This window comes from Armatimonadota bacterium, assembly GCA_031081585.1.
GTDB lineage: Bacteria > Sysuimicrobiota > Sysuimicrobiia > Sysuimicrobiales > Humicultoraceae > Geohabitans > Geohabitans tengchongensis.
Genome location: JAVHLY010000002.1, coordinates 12,829 through 31,624, shown reverse-complemented (window position 1 = coordinate 31,624; position 18,796 = coordinate 12,829). Strand labels below are relative to the sequence as shown.

12 protein-coding genes are annotated in these 18,796 nt (G+C 74.8%); 1 reads left to right on the top strand and 11 read right to left on the bottom strand.

Annotation, left to right across the window (positions count from 1 at the left end):
• Positions 1–43: 43 nt before the first annotated feature.
• The 11 genes from RB146_01225 to glmU all read right to left on the bottom strand — a co-directional run bounded on the left by RB146_01225 (position 44) and on the right by glmU (position 17,202).
• Positions 44–1,720 (bottom strand): POTRA domain-containing protein, encoded by a 1,677-nt coding sequence (locus tag RB146_01225; GenBank protein ID MDQ7827603.1) that lies wholly within the window; start codon positions 1,718–1,720, stop codon positions 44–46.
• A gap of 359 nt (positions 1,721–2,079) precedes the next feature.
• Entirely contained in the window at positions 2,080–2,739 is a 660-nt protein-coding gene (locus RB146_01220) for a hypothetical protein (GenBank protein MDQ7827602.1), read from the bottom strand.
• Positions 2,740–2,864: 125 nt separating this feature from the next.
• On the bottom strand, positions 2,865–3,509 hold the full coding sequence (locus RB146_01215) for a sigma-70 family RNA polymerase sigma factor (GenBank protein MDQ7827601.1): 645 nt from the start codon (positions 3,507–3,509) through the stop codon (positions 2,865–2,867).
• 84 nt (positions 3,510–3,593) lie between these two features.
• The gene (locus RB146_01210) at positions 3,594–7,970 is read right to left on the bottom strand and encodes a translocation/assembly module TamB domain-containing protein (protein MDQ7827600.1); all 4,377 of its coding nucleotides are present in this window, start codon (positions 7,968–7,970) and stop codon (positions 3,594–3,596) included.
• A gap of 213 nt (positions 7,971–8,183) precedes the next feature.
• Entirely contained in the window at positions 8,184–10,025 is a 1,842-nt protein-coding gene (locus RB146_01205; GenBank protein MDQ7827599.1) for a hypothetical protein, read from the bottom strand.
• Positions 10,026–10,122: 97 nt separating this feature from the next.
• On the bottom strand, positions 10,123–11,952 hold the full coding sequence (locus tag RB146_01200) for a SpoIVB peptidase S55 domain-containing protein (protein MDQ7827598.1): 1,830 nt from the start codon (positions 11,950–11,952) through the stop codon (positions 10,123–10,125).
• Positions 11,953–12,053: 101 nt separating this feature from the next.
• Positions 12,054–12,356 (bottom strand): DUF2118 domain-containing protein, encoded by a 303-nt coding sequence (locus tag RB146_01195; GenBank protein ID MDQ7827597.1) that lies wholly within the window; start codon positions 12,354–12,356, stop codon positions 12,054–12,056.
• Positions 12,357–12,435: 79 nt separating this feature from the next.
• The gene (wecB, locus tag RB146_01190; GenBank protein ID MDQ7827596.1) at positions 12,436–13,611 is read right to left on the bottom strand and encodes a UDP-N-acetylglucosamine 2-epimerase (non-hydrolyzing); all 1,176 of its coding nucleotides are present in this window, start codon (positions 13,609–13,611) and stop codon (positions 12,436–12,438) included.
• Between the two features lies 1 nt (position 13,612).
• Entirely contained in the window at positions 13,613–14,716 is a 1,104-nt protein-coding gene (locus RB146_01185; GenBank protein MDQ7827595.1) for an MraY family glycosyltransferase, read from the bottom strand.
• A 97-nt stretch (positions 14,717–14,813) separates the two neighbouring features.
• Positions 14,814–15,779 (bottom strand): ribose-phosphate pyrophosphokinase, encoded by a 966-nt coding sequence (locus RB146_01180; protein ID MDQ7827594.1) that lies wholly within the window; start codon positions 15,777–15,779, stop codon positions 14,814–14,816.
• A gap of 43 nt (positions 15,780–15,822) precedes the next feature.
• Positions 15,823–17,202 (bottom strand): bifunctional UDP-N-acetylglucosamine diphosphorylase/glucosamine-1-phosphate N-acetyltransferase GlmU, encoded by a 1,380-nt coding sequence (gene glmU / locus RB146_01175; protein MDQ7827593.1) that lies wholly within the window; start codon positions 17,200–17,202, stop codon positions 15,823–15,825.
• Between the two features lie 303 nt (positions 17,203–17,505).
• On the opposite strand from glmU, the gene RB146_01170 reads away from it, so the two are divergent.
• Positions 17,506–18,699, top strand: coding sequence for a GGDEF domain-containing protein (locus RB146_01170; protein MDQ7827592.1), 1,194 nt, complete (start codon positions 17,506–17,508; stop codon positions 18,697–18,699).
• Positions 18,700–18,796: the final 97 nt, after the last annotated feature.

Genomic DNA, 18,796 nt, shown 5'->3' with positions numbered 1-18,796 from the left:
CAGAGGAGCAGCGCGGCGACGCCTGCGGGAGCGGGGCGGGCCCTCAGAAGGGATGGCCCAGGCTGAGCCACGTCTGGGTCCCCTCCGGTCCGAAGGCGACGTCGAGCCGGATCGTGCCGAGCGGCGTCCGGAACGCCGTCCCCACGCCGTAGGTCACCTTTAGCCCCTCCCCGCCGCCCAGCGGCGCCGCTCCCGCGTCCACGAAGACCACGCCGGTGAAGTCGCGCAGGAAGGGGGCGATCCCCCCAAGCGGCGTGCGGTACTCCACGTTCAGCAGGCCCATGGAGGGACCGCGGAAGCGGCCGGCCGGGAAGCCGCGCAGCGTCGTCGCGCCGCCGACGACGAAGAACTCCTGCAGGGGGAGGTCCCCGCCGCTCAGTCCGACCATGACCCGGCCGGCCAGCAGGGAGCCGCCGCCGAAGGGGAAGTACTGGACGTACTCGGCCACGTACTTCTGGAAGGCGAACTCCCCGCCCAGGGCGGGGAGCCCGAGCTCGACGGAGAGGAGCTGCCGGCTCCCGCGGGTCGGTTCGATCTTGTTGTCCCGCGTGTCGCGCACCCCGGTGGCGGCCAGGGCGACGGTGCGGCAGCCGCCGGCGCCGGAGAGACAGCCGGGGTTGAAGAAGGTCGGGGGCGGAGCGGGCGAGGCGGGATCGTTGGGGTCGAGGGGCAGCGGGTCGATGCTGGCCAGCTCCGAGCGCAGGCGCAGGGCGACGGTGGTGTCCGGAGCCACCGGCCGGCTGCCCTCGACGAAGCTCCCGGTGCGGGTGAGGTCGTAGCGTGACGTCAGGGTCCCTAGGACGAACTCCCGCTGGATCGCCGAGGTCTGGAAGAGGCTGATCTCCAGGCCGGTCCCGAGCGCGTCGAGGAACGGCTCGCGGAAGTTAAGGGAGAAGTTGAAGCGGGGGGAGGTCTCCGTCCCGGCGCCGAGTCCCACGCCGCGCTCCACGCGCAGGCTGATGGCCTGCCCGCGGCCCCGCCAGTTGCGCTCACCCACCTCCAGCGACCCCACCACGCCCTGGGCGGTGCTGTAGCCGATGCCGAAGGCGATGCGGCCGGTGCGCGCCTCCTGCACCTCGATCTCCAGTACGACCGTATCCGGCGTGGACCCGGGCCGCGGGCGGGCCTGGACGTTCTCGAAGAAGCCGAGCTCGAAGACGCGCTGCAGGTCGCGGTTCACCTGCTGGACGTTGAAGACGTCGCCGGGCTTGAGCGTGAGCGCCCGCCGCAGCACGAAGGGCTGGGTCTTGGTGAGGCCGCGGAACTCGACCGCCTCGATGCGCCCCTCGGCGATGCGCACCCGCAGGCGGCCGCCGTCGGCGGGAGTGAGGCCGGCGTCGGCCACCCGGGCCAGCACGTAGCCCCGGGACTCGTAGAGGCGCTCCACCGCCTGCGTCCCCTCGCGCAGCTGCCGGAAGTTCAGGACCTGGTGGAGCGGGACGCGCAGCGCCTGGAGGATCTCGGGGGTGGGGATCACGGTGTTCCCCTCCACCACCACGTCGATCACCACCGGGTTCTCCACGACCACGTACACGACGCGGACGCCCCCGGGTGCCCCCTGCACCCGGGCGGTGACGTCGGCGAACCAGCCCAGCTCGCCGATGGCCTGGACGTCGCGCCGGACCGTCTCCGGGTCCAGCAGGGTGGTGGGGCGCACCTGCACCTGGGCCAGGATCTGGTCGGTGGGGATGTGGCGGTTGCCCACCACCTCCACGGCCACGACCCGCGGCGCCGGTGTGGGGGCGGGCGTCGGCCCCGGCGTGGGGGTGGGGGTACCCCGCGGGGCGGGCGTGGGCGTGCCCGTCGGGGAAGGAGCGGGTGTCGGGGAGGGTCCCGGCGCGGGCGTCGCCGTGGGCGTCGGAGTTGGGGTCGGCCCGGGCGTCGCCGTGGGCGCCGGGCTCGGCGTCGGCGCGGGTGTGGCCGTGGGCGCTGGAGTTGGCGTGGGCGCGGGCGACGGCGTGGGCGCCTGGCCTGTCGCCGCGCGGGGAAGGACCGCGGCCGCCAGCAGAACCAGCGCGCAGACGAACACGCCAAGGGCCAGGGGGTGCCGGCACCCGGAGGACCGCATGGGGAAGGCGATCAGCGCCCTCCCATCCTGAGGGAGCGCTCTGCGGCGAGCACCAGGTCGATCAGGTCACCCTCGGTGAGCACGGGCCGGGAGGCCTCGGTGCTCCCCCCGTCCCTCGCGCGCGGGCGGACCGACGGTGACGCGGTCCCGACGGGGTTCCGGGCGGGACGGGCGGTCCGCTGGGTGGTGACCACGGCCGGGGGGCGGGTCAGGCGGACCGGCGCCGGCACGGCGGGCGCGACCCGCACGCCGGAGGGTGCGGCAGCCTGGGCGGTGCCCGCGTCGTCGCTCAGGGCGACGAGCGCCAGCACCCGACCGACCTGGTGACCGAGCGTCAGGATCAGCGGCGCCGGTGGCGGCTCGCTGGCAGGCTGAGCGACCCGCCCCTGGGCCAGGAGGAGCGCCCCCGCCGCCACCAGGGCGACGGCCGCGGTCATGAGCGGCGCGCGTGGGGTGGCCGCGGGGGCGGTGGCCACGGCCTCCCGCGGCAGCAGGCGGGCGCGGTGCACCTCCGCCTCGGCCAGGAGCAACGTGAGCAGGCTGCGGGGCACGTTCCCTTGGGCGCACTCCTGCCTGGCCCGCGCCAGCCATCGCTCGGCGAACCCGATGTGGCGCACGATCTGCTGGGGCATCCCCTCGCGCACGCGGTTCTCGCCTCCTGCCTCCCCCATCACTCGCCGCACAGTTACTATCCGCCGTTCGCGGCGCATCGTCCCACGGCCGGAGCAGCCCGCGCCAACCGGCACCGGGCACGGGCCCGCCCCCGCCGCACGCCGGTGGGCGCCGGGCGCCACCCTCACGGGCGCGCCGCGTCCGCCGAGGCCGGCGGACCGGCCAGGACGGCACGGACGCGCTCGAGCGCCCGGCGCTGGATCCGGTAGAAGTGCGAGAGGCTGACGCGCAGGTCCACGGCCACCGCGCGCGGCTCCGCTTCCCCGATCAACGCCCGCAACGCCGCGCGCTCGCGCGGCGGGAGGTCGGCGATGACCTGGCGCACCTCCCCCGCCAGCACCTCGTCCTCGACGCGCTGCAGGACCCCCTCGGTGGCCAACGCCGCCTCCCCGGTCTCTTCGACCAGCTGGTCGAGCGAGGCGTCGGTGCGCTCGCGGTGCAGGGCGTTGAGGATGGCCCCGCGGATGCGGTAGGTGGCGAAGGTGCTGAAGCGGACGCCGCGGGCAGGGTCGAAGCGCTCCACCGCCTCGATGAGCCCCACCGTCCCCTCCTGGATGGCGTCCATCAGCAGGGCGTCGGGGGGGCGCAGCTGCATGGCCACCTTGAAGACCAGCGGCTGATAGGCCTCGATCAGCCGTGCCCGGCTGGCGGCGTCATCGTGGGCGCGAAACTGCGCCCACAGCAGCGTCTCCTCCTCCGGGGTGAGGAGGGCGACCTGCTGGAGCTCGCGGAGGTAATCGGCGAAGAACGGGTCCGTCGTCCGCATCATCTCGCTCGAATTCGTCCGCCCCGACTGATCTCCTCTCTCCACCGGTCGCCGCCCGCTGGTTCGGCTCCGCGGGTGACCGCCGGGTCAGAAGGTGATGCGGTAGAGCAGGAGGACGTCGGTGCGGCCGAAGTTGTCGACGTTCAACGTCAGCAGCATGGCGGGCGCGAACCGGTACTCCAGCGCCCAGATGAACCGCGTCTCCTCCTCGAACACCGTCGTGAGCGTCAGGTAGAGGTCGCGGAGCAGCACCCGCCCTACGCGCAGCTGCAGGGGGCGCTCGAAGTCATAGGTGATGGTGAACTCCTCCAGGCCCAGCACCCGCGCGATCGACTCCCCCACCTGCCCCAGGAGGAGGCGGCTCAGCTCCAGGCGCAGCGCTTCGCCCACGTCCCCCTCGCGCAGCGCCGCCAGCCCCGACTCGCGGTAGAGGAGAGCGGCGATCTCCTGGCGCGACATGGGCGGGTCGGAGGTGAGGACGAGGCGCTCTCCCAGCTCGGCCGGGGTGGCGTCCGTCACTTCGATGAAGATGCGGGTGCTGCCCACGCGGGTCTCGGCCCGCGCGCTGATGCGCGGCACGAGCCCCTGGCCTGGGACGAAGCGGGCCGCGCCCTCCTGGAGCAGGACGGTGCGGCCGAAGACGTTGAGCACGCCGCGCTCGGCCACCAGCTCTCCCTGCAGGCTCGGATCCGCCAGGGTCCCGCCCAGCACGATCGCGCTGCCCTGGCGCAGGTCGATGCGCAGGCGGCCGAGCTGCACGGCCAGGTCGGGACCGCTGGCCAGGCGCACTTCGCGGAAGCGCACCGTCGGCGGGCCAGGGCGCAAGGGCGCGGCCGCGCGCCCCACCGGCGGGACCACCGTCCCGTTGCGCAGGGTCACCCCGCCGGACAGCTCCGGCGGCCGGTGGGGGTCGCCGAGCGGGCCGGTGAGGGTGAGGTCCGCGTCCACGTCCGCGTTCACGTAGGGGGGTGCGGCCAGGCGCGCCCCGCGCGCCTCCAGCACCAGCCCCTCCGCCCGGACGGGACGGAACTCCCGCACGGCCACGGCGCCGGCCAGCCCCACCGTGCCGCGGCCCAGCCGCGCCGTCAGACGCTGGACCCGCACCTGGTCGTCGGTGAAGGTGATCTCCCCGGCGAGGGCCTCGAGCGGCACCTCCAGACCCCGGAGCCGCAGCCGGCCGTCGCGGACCGCCAGCCGGCCGGCGAGTTCCGGATGGGTGGGCGTCCCCTCGATCAGCACCCCGCCCTCCAGGCGCCCCGTGGCCTCGCGCACGGCGGGCGTCAGCAGGGTGAGGACGCCGAGCGTCGTCTCCTCCAGGGTGATCTGGAAGCGCATCGGCCGGTCGGCCAGGCGGCGCAGCGCCGGGTTGAAGGGGAGCCGCCCCTCCCCCTTGATCCGGTGGCCGTCCTCGCGGAGCAGGGCCTGCTCCACATGGAACTGTCCGTCCTTGTAGAAGGCGTTGGCCACGAGCGAGTCGAAGGCGACGGCCCCGACGCGCCCGTCCCGCACCTCGAGCGAGATGCCCACCTCGGGCTCGGCCAGGCGGCCGCTCACCTGCGTGGCGAAGTCGAACCGCCCGGCCAGCGGCTGTGCCGTGCCGAGGACCGGACGGAGGAGGTCGAAGGGCAGCCCCTGCCCGCCCACCTCGAACTGGCTGTGGCCCTGCAGGTCGACCCGTCCGGCCGCCGCCACCAGCCCCTCGCCCACACGGGCGCGCGCCCCGCGGATGTGCACGACGTCGTCGGCCATGGCCAGGTCCAGCCGCGCCTCGGGCATGGGGTGGTCGCCCAGACGCCCCTCCGTGAGCGTGGCGTCGAGCGCGGCCTGCGGGCGGCCGATCGGACCGCGGACCGCCACGGTCCCCTGGAGGCGGCCGTCGACGGCCAGGGGGGGATGGATGCGCCCCAGGTCCAGCAGGGTCGCCAGCCGGCCGCCCTCCACGCGGGCCTGCAGGTCGAGCGTGTAGGGCGGGTGCGTCTGCACGGTGCCGCTCACGACGTACTGCCCGCCCGCCCGCGTAAACGCGAGCGGATCCAGAGCCAGGCGGCCGTTCCGCCACGCCACATGGCCGGTCGCGGCGTCGAAGGCCACGCCGTTGATGAGCAGGTCCGTGGAGGCCAGCGTGGCCGTCACCGTCGGGGCGGCGGCGCTGCCGCCCACGCGCCCGTCGAGGTCGACGGTCCCCGCCACCTGCAGCGCCTCCCGGGGCAGGAGGCTCAGGTCGCGCAGGTCGAACCCCCGCGCGGTGAAGCGCAGCGCGAGCGGCCCGCGCCGCGGCACGGTCCCGCGGGCCGTGACCAGCGAGGTCCCCAGGCGCGCTTCGGCCCGCTCGACGGTGAGGAGCTCGGGCGTCCAGCGGAAGGCCGCCGCCGCGGAGGTGACGGGCTGTCCGGCGATGCGTCCGTCCCGCAGGGTGAGGCGCCCCTGGGCCCGGGGGCGGCCCGGGGCGCCGCGCAGCGTCACCGTGCCGGCGATGCGGCCGTGCGCCTCCACCGGCAGGTCCACCGCCTCGGCCAGGGTGTCGGCCGGGATGTCGCGGACCTCGGCGGTCAGGTCGAACCGCCCCCCGGCCGCCCACCCCACGCTTCCGCTTACCACGTAGCGTCCGCCCGCCTGCCGGACGACGGTCTGGGGGGTCCGCAGGGTGTGGCGGGTGAGGCGCACCACCCCGTCGAGGCTGTCGAACCGCAGCGGGCCCACGCGTCCCTCGTCCGTCCAGACCGTGGCCAGCAGGACGGGATCGGCCAGCGTGCCGCCGACCTGCCCCTCCCCCGAGAGGCGTCCGGCGAGCGGGAGGCGCACACCCGTCTCCGCGGCGAGCAGCGTCAGGGGGATCTGCTGGGCCCAGAGGTCCAGGTCCAGGGTGCCGCGGGGCCCCGCCTCGCCCGAGGCGTGGACCTCGGCCGGGCCGCGACGCGCCCGCAGGAAAGGGAGGGTGAGCGCGCCGTCGTCACCGTAGGCGAAGGCCGCTTCCAGCCGGTCGAAGCTCACCCCGAGCCCGCTCCCCCGGCCCACCGTGCCCACCCCTTCCGCGGCGACCCGGTCGTCGAAGCGCACCACCACGAAGCGCCCGCTCGCCGTCCCCCGCAGCGGCAGGAGCACGCCGAGGCCGGCGCGGGCCGGCAGGTCCAGGCTGACGCCCTCCGCCGTGGCGGCCAGGAAGAGGCCCGGACGGCCCAGGGTGATGCGCACCTCTCCGGCTAGGCGGCCGCGCCCGGCGGTCAGGGTGAAGTCCTCCAGGGCCACCAGGTCGCCGTAGAGGGTGAAGTCGGCGGAGGCATGGGTGAAGGGCTGGCGGGCGATGACCCCGTGGGCGTCGGCCACACGGCCCACCACCACCGGGGCCCGCATCGGACCTTCGATGCGCACCGCCCCGCCGGCCGACCCCGTGAGGCGCAGGGCGCTTGCGGGGAAGAGGAGACGCCGCAGCGTCACGAGGTCCAGCCCCGGCGAGCGCACCACCAGGTCCATTCGGCCGCCCCCGACGAGGGAGACCTCTCCGCTCACCTCCAGCGGGGAGGTGCCCACGACCAGGCGGACCCCGTCGCTCTCCAGGTGGAGGTTGTTCACGGTGACCGTCCCCGTCACGCGGCGCACCGGCACGCGCTGGGGGAGGATCTGTCCCGCGCCGTCCCGCAGCACCAGCGTCCCCCGGTAGTCCAGCACCAGGCGCTCGCCCCAGCGCGAGGCCAGCAGGTGGAAGCGGCCGTCGAAGGCGCCACCCTGCAGCGCCGCGCGCGGCGAGCGGATCAGGTAGGGACCCCACTGGGCCACCGGGGCGTCGGTCACCTGCACGTCGAGGTCGAAGGTGCCCTGACCGACCGTGAACTGCCCGCGGGCCCGGGCCGGCGAGCGCCGTCCCCGGAAGACGCTGGTCAGGCTGCCCTCCACGGCGACCACAGGGGCCTGGTGCAGGTCGGCCACCCCCGCCACCTCCTCGAACCGCGCCTGGAACACCGCTCCCGGCGCGGCGCGGTCGAGCAGGTGGACGGTCCCGCGCGCGACCGCGACCCGCCCGCGGAAGGGCGGCGGCGCCGGCGGGGCGGCAGGCGGCCGCGGGGGGAAGAGGCCGAGGATGTTCCACCGTCCGCGCACGTCGCGCTCGAGCCACACTTCGGGGCCCTCGAGGCGGACGTGGGTGACGGCGCGCAGCGGGCCCTGGCCGAGGACCAGGTCCACGATCAGCCGCGCCACGTCGAAGAGCACCACCGCGCGGTCCACCCGGAAGAGGACGCCCTGGGCCAGACGGGTCCGGCTGGCCACGGCCACCCGCTCGAGGACGACCCCGCGGATGGGGTCGCCCCGCAGCGCCCCCACGGCCACCTCCCGCCCGAGCAGCGCCTCCACCTGGGTGACGAGGCGGACGCGCACCGCCTCGTGCACCTCGCCCGACAGCAGCGCCGCCGTCCCTGCCGCGAGCAGCAGGAGGAGGACGAACGCCGGGATGAGGAGGATCAGGCGCATGGTCGACCGGTCGTGGGGCCGCCCCGTCGGGCCGGCCTCAGGGGCGAGGAGACCGCGCGCCCCGGACGGACGGCCCGAAGTGACCGCTCAAGGGAAACGTGCCCGTTTGGGGAAAGGTTTCCCCCTTCCCTTCCATCATGCCCGGGACCCCGGCGCCGGTCGTGGGTGGGACGCTGCGGCCCGGGGCGCCGTCACACCTCCTGGGCGGGGCCCTCAGGGCTCGACCGTGAGCGGGACCTGCAGGCGGCCCCGCAGGACCCAGGGCGTTGACTCACGGGTGCGCGGACGGCCGGCCGCGCGCTCCGGGCCGGCCCGGCCGCTCAGCAGCTCCACGACGAGCTGCGTGTTCTGGTCCCGTTCCGTGAAGGTCGCGATCTGCTCGGCGAGCGAGCGCACACCCCCGTCCGGTGTCTCCTTCGTCAGCAGGTCGGCCAGGGCATCCTCCGCGACGGTCTGGCTGCCGCCGCGCACCAGCAAGACGGCGGGGCCGGCGGGGAAGTCCGCCGGGACCGCCACCTCCAGCGTGCGCGTCAGCGGCGCCCCGTGGAAGGGGCGCAGCTCCACGCCGACGAGCACGCGGTCTCCCGCCCGGACGCGGCCCCGCTGGGGGACCGCGTCCAGCAGGATGGCGGTGCGGCGCTGGCGGCTGACCTCCGCCTCCACGGTCAGGTCGACGGGTGTGATCACGGCGAACTCGTTGCGGAAGAGCAGCCGCAGGGCCTCGGGCAGCTCCAGGAGCGCCCCCACGGCGATGTCGCGCGGGTGGTAGTAGACGTTGGCCCGGCGGACCGGTCCCGGCAGCCCCACCCCGCGCAGGACCATCTCGAGGCGGGCGGTGCCGCCGCCGATCCGGTCGAGCGCACGGTCGAAGGCCTCGAGGACGCCGAGCAGCGTGAGCAGGGGGCCGAGCTCCTCGTCCTGCACCACCTGCAGCCCGACCTGCGCCGTGCGCCCGCGGTCGGCGTCCCGGACGCGCACGCGCACGGCGAAGGTGCGGGGCGCCTGCCCCACCCGTGCCCCCACGCCCGCCCGCCGGTCCTGGGTGATCGTCCCGGTGACCGCTCCGGCGGACCCGACCTTGAAGGGCACCGCCACGCTGCGCACCACCTCGTGGATCACCGCGGGGGTGAGGAGGTAGGCCGCGCTCCCTCGGTTCAGGAAGGCGTGGCCGAAGCCCACCAGCCGGTCCCCGGTGCGGTAGGTGACCGTGCCGATGGCCGTGAGGTTCACGTCGCCCCGCACGAGCTGCGCCCCCATCGCGCTCCCGGGGCCGAGGGGGGCGGAAGCCTCCAGGGACGCTCCGCTCCCTCCAGGGACCGGGCGGACGCCGTAAGGGCGGAGGGCGCCCTCCAGGGCCTCGAGGGCGCGCCGCCCCAGCCCGGCCACCAGGAGGGGGACGGCGACGGGCTGGAAGCGCGCCACCCCGGGCGGCACCGGCCCGTTCCCCCCGAGCTGGACTCGCTCCACGCGCACGGCGCCCACCTGGAGGGGACGGCTGAGGGCGTGCGTCCGCGGCCCCCCGGAGGCGAGAGGCGGGGCGGCCGGTTTCGGCGGGCTGGCGCCGGGCAGGGCCTGGAGCATGTCGCCGATCGGTGTGACCAGCCCCAGCGTGTGGTCGCTGAAGGTCCATCCGAAGCCGATCGCCCCCAGCAGCCGTTCCCGCGGCCGGCCGTCCGGCCCGCGGTCGACGATGCTCACCGGGCTGCCGCTCATGCCCGCGGCGATCCCGCCGCTGCGGGCGATCAGGGGACCGGAGGCCCGGATGAGGACGAGGTCCCCGGCCGGCCCGGCGCCGCGCAGCACGTCGAGCACCTCCACGTCGAAGCGCTCCACCCGCGCGCCCCGGATCACCGTGCGGCCCACGCCGCGCATCCCCCGCCGCACCTCGGCCAGCGGCACGAACGCCGCCCCCGTCATCCCCGGGTCGGCGGACGTGGCGCCACGCCGGTCACCGCCCGGAGCCGCCCTGGCACCGTCGGCGCCGGGAGCTGCCCTGGCACCACCGACGACGGTCCCCACCACGCCCACGAGGAGCGCGACGGCGAGCCCGCGCATCTTCTCCCTCCTCACCGGCCCCCAGAAGCACGAGGGACGGGGGACGTCGCCCCCCGTCCCTGTGCACCCCACGGGCACCCGTCGCTGCCGGGTGCCGTCACCGCACCAGGATCGGGACCGTCACCTGACCCTGGATCACCCAGTCCGTCTCGACGAGCCCGCCGGCGAAGACGTCGAACTTGGTGAACTCCACCCCGTCGGCCGGCAGCCCGAACGGCACCACCTGGAGCAGGATGTGGTTGTTCTTTCCGAAGTTCTCGAAGATGTCGATGGCCTCCTCCAGGTTCTCGCCGGGGAAGGGCTCCTGCTCCCCCACCACCATGCTGACGAAGGCGTCCCCCAGGCTCGGCGCCTGGGAGGGCGGCGGCTGCGTCCCGCCGGGTCCCACCACGAGGAAGGCCGGGCCGCGCGGGAAGTTACGGGGGATCGGGACCTCCAGGACGCGCGTCGTCTGGACGTTGCGCTGGAACGGCCGGGCGGTGATGCGCACGCGCAGCCGCTCGCCGGGGCTGACCTCGCGACGCTCCACGTCCACCGTCTGGATGGTGGCGGTCTGGCGCTGGCGCGTGATCGCCACCTGGATCGTCATGTCGATGGGGTTGAGCTGGGTGAAGGGGTTCTGGAAGAGGAACTGGGTGGCGAACGGCACGTCGAACATCGCGGCGATGGCCACGTCCAGGTCGCTGTAGAAGACGTTCTCGCGCTCCAGCACGCGGGGGAGGCCGGCGGCCCGCACCGTCATCTTCACGCGCGCGGTGCCTTCGCCGATGACCTGGTCGCGTGCCCGCTCCACTGCCGTGAGGGCCATGATCGGGGCGAAGACGCGCACCAGGTCCTCCCGCCGCACCACCTGCATCCCCTTGGTGACCTGCCGTCCGCTGTCCAGGTCGTTCACCACGACCCGCACGGCGAACATCCGGGGCAGCTCCCCGAGCACCCCGCGGATGGCCTGCCCGCGGTCCTGGTCGATCTTGCCGATCAGGCCGCCCAGGTTCCCCTCCTTGAAGGGGCGCTCCAGCGTGCGCACCACCTGGATGATCTCCGAGGCGGTCAGGCCGTAGTCCACGGCGCCGAACTGGTCCCAGGGGTGACCGCAGATGAGCAGACGGTTGCCCACCCGCAGCGTCACCGTGCAGATCCCCCCGAAGGTGATGTCGCCGAAGACCTGGACGATGCCCACGGTGCTGCCGTCGCGGATGCGCTCCGCCTGGAGCTCGGCCCGGGTGCCGCCGGCCTGTACCAGCGGGCGCGGCGAGCGGTCGCCCAGGATGCGCCGCAGCAGGGTGAAGGCGCGGGGGGTGAGGCCGCTCACCTGGCTCACCGTGGTGGCCGGCACGAAGGTGAGGGAGCCGGGCAGGGCGGCGGCGCGCGCCGCCGCGCTCCCCCAGGCCACCACGACGCGCTCCACCGGCCGGCCCGCCACCCGCAGCGGCCAGAGCGGCCGGTAGACGGTCGGCCACCGCTCCACGCGACGGTCGGCACCGGGACGGCCCTGGTCGGTGAGGAGCGGCAGCATCTCCTCAATGGGCGTGGCCAGCCCCAGGTCGCGCGTGCCGGGCTGCCAGATGTAGCCGGCGCTGAGCGCACCGATGAGCCGGCCGTTCACGTAGAGCGGGCTGCCGCTCATGCCCGCCGCCACGCCCCCGGTGCGCTCCATGAGCGGGCCAAAGACGCGGAAGAGGATGAGGTGCTTGACGTTGATGATCCCGCCGCCGCCCTGGAGGATGCCGATGACCTCGAAGTCGAACTGCTCGACCCGCTGCCCCTGGATGACGGTCCGGCCGATACCGCGCATCCCCGGCCGCACCTCCCCCAGCGGCATGATGGGCGGCAGGCCCTCCTGTCCGGAGCCCGCCGACGCCTGCGGCAGGACGAGCCCGGCGGCCAGCGCCAGGACGATGGCGAGCCGAACGAGCGAGCGGATCACTGGCGGTCCTCCCTCCTCGAGGCGCAGACAAATGTCGCCCGTCTCCGTGCGAGACGGGCGCATCAGCGATGGGCGTCGACAGTCCAGCGTGCGGATCGAGGCTACCGGGGCTCCAGGCGGGCGACGACCTGGCCCTTCTCCCTGATGACCTGGCCGGGACGGACCAGCACCTCCACGATCACCCCGTCCGCGGGGGCCCGCGCGGCGACCGCCCGCCCGGCCACCGTGCGGACGTAGACCAGCGGGTCGCCGTCGCGGACGCGGTCGCCGGCCTTGACGAGGCCCTCCTCCAGGACCTCCCCGGTGAGGGTGGCCTTCACGTCGCGGAGCTGCGGTGCGGCCCCCACCGCGGTCGCCAGCAGGGCGACGGCGAGCAGCCCCAGTGTGGTGGATCGCCTGGTCATGGCGGTGACTCCCCGGCCGCCTTCAGCATAGTGGGTCGCCGCACCCCGCACAAGGCGCACGGGCCCCTCCCGCCTCCCGCTACGGAGGCGGCGGCCCGTCGGTTCCGGCGGGCTGGCCGAAGGGGGTCGGCGGGTCGGGGGTGAGGCCGAACCAGTAGCGGATGGCCTGGACGATCCGCTCCGCCGCCCGCCCGTCCCCGTACGGGTTGCGCGCCCGGGCCATGGCGGCGTGGGCGGCGGGGTCGGCGAGGAGCCGGGCCGCTTCCGCCACGATGCGCGCCCGGTCGGTGCCCACCAGCCGGGCGGTGCCGGCGGCCACGCCCTCGGGGCGCTCGGTCTTCTCCCGCAGCACCAGCACCGGCCGGCCCAGCGCCGGGGCCTCCTCCTGGATCCCCCCGGAGTCGGTGAGGATGAGGTACGCCCGCTCCATCAGCGCGATGAAGGGAGCGTACTCCGGCGGCTCGATCAGGTGCGCCCGGGGGTGGCCGTCGAGCACGGCGGTGACCACCCGGCGCACGGCCGGGTTGGGGTGGACGGAGAAGACGACGGCGATGTCGGGGAACTGCTCCAGCAGGTCAAGCAGGGCCAGGTAGATCTGGCGCAGGGGCTCCCCCCAGTGCTCGCGCCGGTGCGTCGTCACCAGGACCATGCGCCGTCCGCCCAGGTCGGGCAGGTCCGCGGGCGGCGCCACCCCGCGGGCGCGGATGGCCTGCAGCGCGTCGATGACCGTGTTGCCGGTCAGGAAGATGCGCTCGGGCGGCACCCCTTCGCGCAGCAGGTTCTCCCGCGCCCAGGCCGTCGGGGGGAAGTGCAGGTCCGCCAGCGCGGTGGTCATCCGCCGGTTCATCTCCTCGGGGAAGGGCTGGTACTTGTCGGCGGTGCGCAGCCCGGCCTCGACGTGGGCGACGGGGATGCGCTGGTAGTAGGCGGCCAGGGCGCCGATGAAGGTGGTATGGGCGTCCCCCTGCACCACCACCAGGTCGGGGCGCAGCTCGGCCAGCGCGGCCGCCAGCCCCTGCAGCGCCCGCGTGGCGATATCCACCAGGGTCTGCTCGGGCTGCATGATGTCCAGGTCCCGGTCCGGCGTGATGCCGAAGACGCCCAGCACCTGGTCGAGCATCTCGCGGTGCTGGGCCGTGACCAGGACCACGGGGACGAGGTCGGGGGCGGCGCGCAGGGCGGCCACCACCGGCGCCATCTTCACGGCCTCGGGACGGGTGCCGAAGATGGTGGCGACGCGCCGGGGAGCGCTCACGTCAGGCGTCCGGGCCCACGGGGCGCTCCAGCAGGCGCAGCCGGCGGGCCCCCAGGGCGAGCAGGGCCGCCAGCAGGCCCAGGGTGACCACGCTGGCCGGGCGGTTCACGCCGGCCACCGCCAGCGCCCCCACCCCGAAGAAGGCGCTGACCAGGTAGAGCAGGAGGACCGTCTGCCGCTGGGACAGCCCGCGGTCGAGCAGCCGGTGGTGGAGGTGGCCCCGGTCGGGGAGGTAGATGGGCTGGCGCGTCCGCCACCGGCGCACGATGGCGAAAGCCGTGTCGACGATGGGCACGGCCAGTGCCAGCAGCGGCACCACCAGTGACAGCGCCGTCACCGACTTGTACAGCCCCATCACCGAGAGGCCCCCCAGCACGTAGCCGATGAACATTGAGCCGCTGTCCCCCATGATGATGCGCGCCGGGTTGAAGTTATGGGGCAGGAAGCCCAGCGTGCTGCCGATGAGGCAGCCCGCCAGCGCCATGGAGATGACGTCCCCCTTGACGGCGGCGGCCAGCAGCATGGTCGTCCCGGCGATGGCGGCGATCCCGGAGGCCAGCCCGTCCACCCCGTCGATGAAGTTGGTAGCGTTCACCATGGCCACCACCCACAGCACCGTGAAGAGCGCCCCCAGCGGCCCCACGGCGATGGTCGCTCCCGTGAGCGGGTGGGTGACGAACTGGGTGGCCAGGCCGAAGGGGATGAGCACCGCCGCCGCCCCCACCTGGAGGAGGAACTTCACCGCCGGGTTGAGGCCGCGCACGTCGTCCCACACCCCGGCCAGGAAGATGGCCGTCCCTCCCAGCAGGATGCCCAGGACAGCCCGGTCGGTGCGCGGGACGAGCGGGATGCGGACGAAGACGCTGTCGTCGCCCCGCACCAGCTCCACCGGCCGGGTGATCACCATGGCCACCAGCAGGGCCAGGACGAACCCGGCGAAGATGGCCACGCCGCCCAGGCGGGGCATGGGCCGAGGGTTGATGCGCCGCCCCCCGGGATAGTCGATGGCCCCCATGCGCCGGGCGATGCGGCGCATCACCGGCGTCAGCTCGTAGGTGACGATCAGCGCGAGCAGCCCCGCGACGAGGAAGGGAGGGAGCTCCATGGCGTCAGGCCCGCGCCCGCAACGCGGCGCGTGCCAATTCTACAGGTTCCCAGGATGGCGCGGCAACGGACACGGGTGGCGCCGCGCGGACGCGCGCTCAGGACACCGGTTGGGGGGCGGCCTCGAAGAGCTCGCTCACCGAGCGGTGTTCATGGATGCGCCGGATGGCCTCGGCCAGCAGCCCCGCCACCGAGAGGACGCGTAGCTTCGCCAGCGGCTTCCCGGCCGGCAGAGGGATGGTGTTCGTGACCACCACCTCGCCGAGCGGACTGCGGGCGATGCGCTCCAGCGCCGGGCCGGAGAGGAGGGCGTGGGTGACGTAGGCGTCCACCTGGGCCACCCCGCGCCGCATCAGCGCCTGCGCCGCCATGACCAGCGTGCCACCGGTGTCCAGGATGTCGTCCACGATGACCGCCCGCCGCCGGTAGACCTTGCCGATGACGTGGACCACCTCGCGCACCTCGTTGGGGCGGTCCCGGCGCTTGTCGATGATGGCGATGGGAGCGCCCAGCGCCGCGGCGAACTCCCGGGCGCGCGGCGTGCCACCGATGTCCGGGCTGACGATGACCAGATCCGACAGGCCGCGGCGCCGGAGGTCCTCGACCATGAGCAGGCGCGCCGGCAGGTGGTCCAGCGGGATGTCGAAGAAGCCCCAGATCTGCCCGGCGTGCAGGTCGACGGTGAGGATGCGGTCGGCGCCAGCGGTGGTCAGCAGGTTGGCCACCAGCTTGCTGCTGATGGGCTCGCGCGGCCGCATCTTGCGGTCCTGCCGCGCGTAGCCGAAGTAGGGGAGGACCGCGGTGATGCGCGCGGCGGAGGCCCGTCGCAGCGCGTCGATGATCACCAGGAGCTCGACCAGGTGCTCGTTCACCGGCGGCGAGGTGGACTGGAGGACGAAGACGTCCGCGCCGCGCACGCTCTCGTCGATGCGAATCCCCACCTCCCCGTCGGCGAAGCGGAAGAGGCTCAGCTCGCCGAGCGGCACCTCGAGCCGGTCGGCCACCTCCTGGGCCAGGGCCGGGTTGCCCGACCCGCTGAAGACCTTCAACGCCCCCGACGCCACCGCCGCCCTCCGGCGCCTCCCGCGCCCGTCGCCGGCCGCCGGCCTAGCGCGGGGTCTCGGCGCTCCGCCGGATCACCCGGGCCGGCACCCCCACGGCCAGCGCCCCTGCCGGCACGTCCCGCGTCACCACCGATCCGGCGCCCGTACTCGCCCCCCGGCCCACCCGCACCGGGGCCACGAGCATCGTGTCGCTGCCAATGAAGGCCTCGTCTTCGATCACCGTCGGCCACTTTTGCCCGCTCCGGTCGCGCAGGTTGCAGGTGACCGTGCCGGCGCCGATGTTCACGCGCTGCCCCACGGCGGCGTCCCCCAGGTAGCTGTGGTGGTGGACCTTGGTGTAGTCGCCCACCGTGGCGTTCTTCATCTCCGCGTAGTTGCCGATCTCCACGTAGCGCCCCACCCGCGTCCCCGGCCGCAGGTGGGCGTAGGGGCCGACGCGGCTCCCCTCGCCCACGCTGGCGCGGGTGATGGTGGAGGCCACCACGGTGACCCGGTCGCCGATCTCGGCGTCCACCAGCCGCGCCTGCGGCCCGATGACGCACCCGCTGCCCACGCGCGTAGTCCCCTCCAGCGACGTCCCCGGGTGGAGGACGGTGTCCGGCCCCACGGTCACGTCGACGTGCACGTAGGTGTGGGCCGGGTCGATCACCGTGACGCCGGCGTCCATGAGGCGGCCGAGCAGCCGGGCCCGGAAGGCCGCCTCCACGCGGGCCAGCTCGCGCCGGGAGTTCACCCCCAGCAGCTCCTCCGGGTCCTCGGCCACCACGGCGCGCGGCCGCACCCCGCGCCGCACCGCCCAGCCCACCATGTCGGTCAGGTAGTACTCCCCCTGGGCGTTCTGCGGGCGGAGCGCTGCCACCGCCTCGCGCAGCACGGCCAGGTCGACGACGTAGACGCCGGCGTTCACCTCGCGCACCGCGCGCACATCCGGTGGGGCGTCGGCCTCCTCCACGACGCCCGTCACCTGGCCCGCCGCGTCGCGCAGGACCCGACCGTAGCCGGTGGGGTCGGCGAGGTGGCCGGTGAGCATGACCAGCCCGCCGGCCTCGGCGTGCGCCGCGAGCAGCCGCTCGAGCGTCTCGGCCCGCAGGAGCGGCATGTCCCCGTAGAGGACGAGGGCGGCCCGGGCCTCGGCCAGGTCGGCGGCCGCCTGCTCCAGCGCCACCCGCACGGCATCCCCCGTGCCGCGCGGCTCGGGCTGCAGCACGCAGCGGCCGTCCTCGCCCACTGCCGCCTCGACCGCCTCGGCGCCGTGGCCCACGACGACGACCGGCCGCGGGAGGCCCAGGGCGGCGAGCGTCCGCAGGACGTGGCGGATCATGGGCCGGCCGGCCACCGGGTGCAGCACCTTGGGCTGCGTGGAGCGCATCCGCTTTCCCAGGCCGGCGGCGAGGACCATGGGACGGACGGTCTCGCGGGGCACCTCTGGCGTCATTCTGGCCGGGGGAGGGGAATCCTGCCGGCGACCGACACCGATGACCGGCCGAACGGCCCGGATCCGGCCGGGTGGTCGGTGGGTGCGCCTTCGGGCGGTCGGTCGGTGCTCCCTCCCGGTCACGATGGCCGGTCGGCACCCGGTCGGCAGCGACTAGGCTCGCGCCTCTCTGTGCATAAGCGCAGGGTGGTGCGCGTGAGCAGGCACCCTCGCCCGACTCCGGTTCACCTCACGGGGGCCAAGCCGCCGGTCTATCGGCGCTACGCCGCTGCCTGGGCCGCAGCGGGATGCGTGCTCACCCTGGTCGCCCTGCCTGCGCTGGCCGACTTCCCCTGGTCCGGCTACGCGCTCTTTCTCGCCCTCGCCTCGATCGGCGGCTTCATCCTCGCCAGGGTCGGCCCAGGCTACATGCCCATGCAGGGGCCCGTCGCGCTCGCCGCGGTGTGGCTGTTCGGCTGGCCGGCGGGTATGCCGATCGCCGCCACGGTCCCGATCCTCCTCGTCCTGGCCCGGCGCATGAGTGTCTGGGTGGGGCTGCTCGCCTTCGGCAACGCGGGGACGGCCCTCGCCCTGGCCGGAGCGCTCTACCATCGCTTCAGCCGGCCGCCCCAGGCCCAGGAGGCGTCCTGGCAGCAGGCTGTCGTACTGGCATCCGCCGGCGCCCTCTTTGTCCTGGGGAACGTCGTGATCGCCTTCATCGGCCGGTACCTCGACAGCGGCGACCCGCAACACGTGCGCCCGCGGCACATCGCCCGTCTGGCCGGCTTCACCTTCCTGGCGTACGTCCCGGTCTCGTACGTCCTGGCGCTGGCCTCCAGCGTGGGCGCATCCGCCCAGCTCCTGACCCTGAGCATCTGGCTCATCACCAGCTTCGCCCTGAAGGGCATGGCCGAGGCCCGGGAGGCCAATGCCCGCCTCGAGGAGGCGTTGGCGGAGGTGCGCCACCTCGCGATCACCGATACCCTCACTGGTCTCGGTAACCGCCGGCACTTCACCGAGGTCTTCGAGCAGGCGCTGGCAGCCTGCCGCGACTGCGGCGCGCCCCTGGCCCTCCTCCTGCTCGACCTGCGCGGGCTCAAGGCGATCAACGACCGGCTCGGCCACCCCCGTGGCGACGAGGTCCTCTGCGAGACCGCCCGGGTGCTGCGCAGCGCCCTGGGCCCAGGAGACCAGGCGTTCCGCGTCGGTGGGGACGAGTTCGCCGTGATACTTCCGGGGACCACGCGGGGGACGGCGGTGGCGCTGGGGGAGCGCCTCTGTGCCGCCCTGGAGACGCTAGGGCTGGCGCGGGCCGAGGCCGTCGCGACCGGCGCCACGGCGGGCGTGGCCGTGTTCCCCGACGACGGAGAGACGGTGAGCCAGCTGACCTCGGCGGCAGACGCCGCGCTCTACGCGGCGCGGGCAGCCGGGGCGCCGGTCGGCACCGGCCTCACTGCCACCCGCGCTTCCGCCCTTCCCCCAGGGGCGGCGACCGCCCCATCATAGAGGCCGTCCAGGAAGCCCTCGCCACGGACAGCCGCGGCTGCCCACAACCGGGGTGCGGCGCCCGGGGAGGCGTGCGCATCGACCGGGGGCATGAACG

Coding starts and splice junctions, on each gene's coding strand:
- RB146_01185 (MDQ7827595.1), bottom strand. CDS start 14,716: ATGGAGCTCCCTCCCTTCCTCGTCGCGGGGCTGCTCGCGCTGATCGTC.
- RB146_01205 (MDQ7827599.1), bottom strand. CDS start 10,025: ATGCGCGGGCTCGCCGTCGCGCTCCTCGTGGGCGTGGTGGGGACCGTC.
- RB146_01210 (MDQ7827600.1), bottom strand. CDS start 7,970: ATGCGCCTGATCCTCCTCATCCCGGCGTTCGTCCTCCTCCTGCTGCTC.
- RB146_01215 (MDQ7827601.1), bottom strand. CDS start 3,509: ATGATGCGGACGACGGACCCGTTCTTCGCCGATTACCTCCGCGAGCTC.
- RB146_01220 (MDQ7827602.1), bottom strand. CDS start 2,739: ATGGGGGAGGCAGGAGGCGAGAACCGCGTGCGCGAGGGGATGCCCCAG.
- RB146_01195 (MDQ7827597.1), bottom strand. CDS start 12,356: ATGACCAGGCGATCCACCACACTGGGGCTGCTCGCCGTCGCCCTGCTG.